This window comes from Nocardiopsis sp. NPDC055824 (genome assembly GCF_053616335.1).
Genome location: NZ_JBSHDN010000330.1, coordinates 1 through 4,415, shown reverse-complemented (window position 1 = coordinate 4,415; position 4,415 = coordinate 1). Strand labels below are relative to the sequence as shown.

The following is a 4,415-nucleotide window of genomic DNA, read 5'->3' as shown; positions in this document are numbered from 1 at the left end:
CGCGCGGGGACGGCGCGTGTCAGCCGCGCAGCTCGCGTTTGAGGATCTTCCCGGTGGACGTCATCGGCAGCTCGGTGCGGAACTCGACCTCGCGCGGGTACTTGTAGCCCGCCAGGCGCTCCTTGGACCAGGAGACGAGTTCGTCGGCGGTGAGGTCGGAGCCCTCCTTGGGGATCACGAACGCCTTGACCTCCTCGCCGTGGGTGTCGTGCGGGACGCCGACGACCGCGGCGAGGCTGACCGCGTCGTGGGTCATCAGGACCTCCTCGACCTCGCGCGGGTACACGTTGTACCCGCCGCGGATGATCATGTCCTTCGAGCGGTCGATGATGAAGTAGAAGCCCTCCTCGTCCCGGCGGGCGATGTCGCCGGTACGGAACCATCCGTCCCGGATGACCTCGGCGTTCACCTCGGGACGGTTGTGGTAGCCCTTCATCACCAGGTGGCCGCGGACGGCGATCTCCCCGACCGGCTCCCTGTCCTCCTCCTGGACGACCTCGTTCCAGTCCGGGTCGATCAGCTTCATCTCCACACCCCACACCGGGCGGCCGATCGAACCGGTCTTGGCCTTGACCCGGGGGTTGTTGAAGGAGGCGACCGGCGAGGTCTCGGACAGGCCGTAGCCCTCTTTGATGCCGACGCCGAACACCTTGGTGAAGTCCTCGGCGAGCCGGCCGGGCAGGGCGGCGCCGCCGGAGACGGCGTCGACCATGTTCGCGGCGATGCCCTCGAGGTCGTACTCGCCGGCCCCGGCGCTCTGGACCGCGTTGAGCAGGCCCCAGTACATGGTGGGCACGCCCGCGAACCCGGTGACGCCCTCCTTCTCCATGAGGCGCAGGGCCTCGTCCCCGTCGAAGCGCGGCATGAGGACCATGGTCCCGTGGCGGTACAGGCAGGCGTTGAGCATGACCGTCTGGCCGAAGATGTGGAACAGCGGGAGGACCACCAGGGAGACGTCGCGGCCCTCCGGGTGCGCGTTCACCAGCTTGGCCGAGCCGATGGCGTTCATCATCAGGTTGTTGTGGCTCAGCTCGGCGCCCTTGGGCTTGCCGGTCGTGCCGCTCGTGTAGATGATGACCGCCGTGTCCTCGGCGCTCGTCTGCACGCTCTCGAACTCGCCGGACCGGCCCTCCAGCGCCTTCCAGAAGGTCTCGGCGCCGTCGATGGTGGACTCGGTGGCGCCCGGCACGGCGGGGAGGTCCACGTAGATGTCGCAGCCGTCCGTCTGCTGGAAGGCCTCGTAGGCGCGCGGGCCCAGCGGCAGTTCCGGGGTGCCGGTGAACGCGAACAGCGCCTTGGCCCCGGAGTCCTCCAGGTGGTAGGCGATCTCACGGGGGGTCAGCAGCACGTTCAGGGGGACGACCACCGCGCCCGCCTTGAGGGCGCCGAAGTAGACGAACGGGAAGTAGGGCACGTTCGGACTGGCGAGAGCGACCCGGTCGCCGGGTCTGATCCCCCGGGAGACGAGGAGGTCGGCCACCTGGTTGGCGATCATGTCGGTGAGGGCGTAGTTCAGGCGCAGGTCCCCGAAGACCAGGCACTCCTTCTCGGGCGCCGAGCGGGCGCCGTCCTCCAGAAGCACGGACAGGTTGAACATGGGGGCCTCCCGCAGGCAGGTGAATCCGGTGGATCCGGATAAGTCAGGACACGCACGAAGGGAGCCGGTGTGACCGGGATCGCGTGTTCTGTGCCACTTTCACGGCAGAGTAACAAACCGAACAGTCGGTGTGGAGAGGACGCGGGTCCGTAATCTCACCGATCTTTTCGCTACGCTCCGTCACGGTTCCCGGCCCCCGGGCGGGCGGGGACCGTCCGCGGCCCGAGGCGCGTGAACGCGTCCTGCACCCGACCCGCCAACCGCTAACCTGTGGGAAGTACACCCAGACGCGGCTAAGGAACCTTCAGCGATGACAGCGGTAGACGGCGACCAGACGACGGGCGACACCTACGACGCCCGCGCCCTCCAGGACAAATGGCAGGCGCGCTGGGCCGCCGAGCTCCCGTTCCAGGCCGAGGAGGACCCCGGGGACACCCGTCCGCGCTCCTACATCGTCGACATGTTCGCCTACCCCTCCGGCGACCTGCACATGGGTCACGCGGAGGCGTACGCCATCGGCGACGTCATCGGCCGCTACCGCTTCCAGCGCGGCGACAACGTCCTGCACCCCGTCGGCTGGGACTCCTTCGGGCTGCCCGCCGAGAACGCGGCGATCAGGAACGACTCGCACCCGGCCGAGTGGACCTACGCCAACATCGAGACCCAGGCGGCCTCGTTCCGGCGCTACGGCATCGGCGTGGACTGGTCGCGCCGCCTGCACACCTCGGACCCCGAGTACTACAAGTGGAACCAGTGGCTGTTCACCCGCTTCTTCGAGCGCGGGCTGGCCTACCGCAAGGACGGCCAGGTCAACTGGTGCCCCAAGGACCAGACGGTGCTCGCCAACGAGCAGGTCGTCCAGGGCAGGTGCGAGCGCTGCGGCTCCGACGTCGTCCGCCGCAGCCTGAACCAGTGGTACTTCAAGATCACCGACTACGCCCAGCGCCTGCTGGACGACATGGACCAGCTCGACGGAGGCCGCTGGCCCGACGAGATCCTGGCCATGCAGCGCAACTGGATCGGCCGCTCCACCGGCGCCGACGTGCACTTCCGGATCGAGGGCCGCGACGAGCCGGTCACGGTGTTCACCACGCGCCCGGACACCCTCTACGGCGCCACGTTCTTCGTGGTGGCCGCCGACGCGGACCTGGCGGAGGAGCTGTGCGCCCCCGAGCAGCGGGAGGCCTTCGACGCCTACCGCGCCGAGGTCGCCAAGCTCTCCGACATCGAGCGCCAGGCCACCGAGCGCCCCAAGACCGGTGTCTTCCTGGGCCGCTACGCCGTCAACCCCGTCAACGGCGAGCGCATGCCCGTCTGGGCCGCCGACTACGTCCTGGCCGACTACGGCCACGGCGCCATCATGGCGGTGCCCGCGCACGACCAGCGCGACCTCGACTTCGCCCTGGCCTTCGACCTGCCGGTCAGGGTCGTGGTGGAGACCGGGGAGCCCGACCCGGCGGAGACCGGCGTGGCCACCGCGGGCGAGGGCACGCTGCGCGACTCCGGTCCGCTGGACGGCCTGGCCAAGGCCGAGGCGATCGAGCGCATCATCGGGGTGCTCGCCGAGCGCGGCACCGGCGAGGGCACTGTCAACTACCGGCTGCGCGACTGGCTGCTGTCCCGCCAGCGCTACTGGGGCACGCCCATCCCGATCGTCCACTGCCCCTCGTGCGGCGAGGTCGCGGTCCCCGACGACCAGCTGCCCGTCACCCTCCCCGAGCTGAAGGGCGCCGAGCTGGCGCCCAAGGGCGTGTCGCCCCTGGCCTCGGCTGAGGAGTGGGTCAACGTGGACTGCCCGTCCTGCGCGGGCCCCGCCCTGCGGGACACCGACACCATGGACACCTTCGTGGACTCGTCCTGGTACTTCCTGCGCTACTGCTCGCCCCGCCTGGACACCGCCCCGTTCGACGTCGAGGCGGTCGACAAGTGGGGGCCGGTCGACCACTACATCGGCGGCAAGGAGCACGCGACGCTCCACCTGATGTACGCCCGCTTCTTCACCAAGGTCCTGCACGACCTGGGCATGGTGTCCTTCACCGAGCCCTTCCGCCACCTGACCAACCAGGGACAGGTCATCAACCAGGGCCGGGCGATGTCCAAGTCCCTGGGCAACGGCGTCGACCTGGGCAAGGAGATCGACGCCTACGGCGTGGACGCCGTCCGGCTGACCATGCTCTTCGCCTCCCCCCCGGAGGAGGACGTCGACTGGGCCGACGTGTCCGCCGTCGCGGCGCAGAAGTTCCTCAACCGCGCCTACCGGGTGATGAGCGAGGCGGGAGCGGCCAGCGAGCCCGGCGCCGACCCCGCCGGGGGCGACACCGCCCTGCGCAGGGTCACGCACCGCACCATCGACCAGATCACGAACCTGGTCGAGTCGCGGCGGTTCAACGTGGCCATCGCCCGCACCATGGAGCTGGTCTCGGCGACCCGCAAGGCCATCGACTCCGGCCCCGGGGCGGGCGACCCCGCGGTGCGCGAGGCCGCCGAGTTCGTGGCCGTCGCCCTGTCCCTGTTCGCGCCCTACGTGGCGGAGGAGGGCTGGGAGAAGCTGGGGCACGTGGGCACCGTCGCCGTCGGCCACTGGCCCGAGGCGGACCCCGGCCTCCTGGTGCAGGAGACCGTGACCTGTGTCGTGCAGGTGCAGAGCAAGGTCCGTGACAAGCTGTCCGTGGCGCCCGACATCGACCCCGCCGAGCTGGAGAAGCTGGCGCTGGCGTCGGAGCGGGCACAGGGCTTCATCGGCGACAAGCAGATCCGCAAGGTCATCGTGCGCGCGCCGAAGCTGGTGAACATCGTCGTCGGCTGACCGGAACGGGAC

Annotated in this window: 2 protein-coding genes; one reads left to right on the top strand and one right to left on the bottom strand. The window is 69.9% G+C overall.

Going from position 1 to position 4,415, the window contains the following annotated elements:
* Positions 1-19 precede the first annotated feature (19 nt).
* Positions 20-1,597 carry a long-chain-fatty-acid--CoA ligase gene (locus ACWGL3_RS31245; RefSeq protein WP_267948654.1) on the bottom strand — a complete coding sequence of 526 codons (1,578 nt, stop codon included), beginning with the start codon at positions 1,595-1,597 and terminating at the stop codon, positions 20-22.
* A 310-nt stretch (positions 1,598-1,907) separates the two neighbouring features.
* Between ACWGL3_RS31245 and leuS the strand changes: the two genes are divergently transcribed.
* Positions 1,908-4,403, top strand: a complete 2,496-nt coding sequence (gene leuS / locus ACWGL3_RS31240) for a leucine--tRNA ligase (protein WP_267948655.1) — start codon at positions 1,908-1,910, stop codon at positions 4,401-4,403.
* Positions 4,404-4,415 lie beyond the last annotated feature (12 nt).

What these genes read in the sequence shown, in the direction of transcription:
- leuS (WP_267948655.1), top strand. Translation starts at nt 1,908, where the DNA reads ATGACAGCGGTAGACGGCGACCAGACGACGGGCGACACCTACGACGCC.
- ACWGL3_RS31245 (WP_267948654.1), bottom strand. Translation starts at nt 1,597, where the DNA reads ATGTTCAACCTGTCCGTGCTTCTGGAGGACGGCGCCCGCTCGGCGCCC.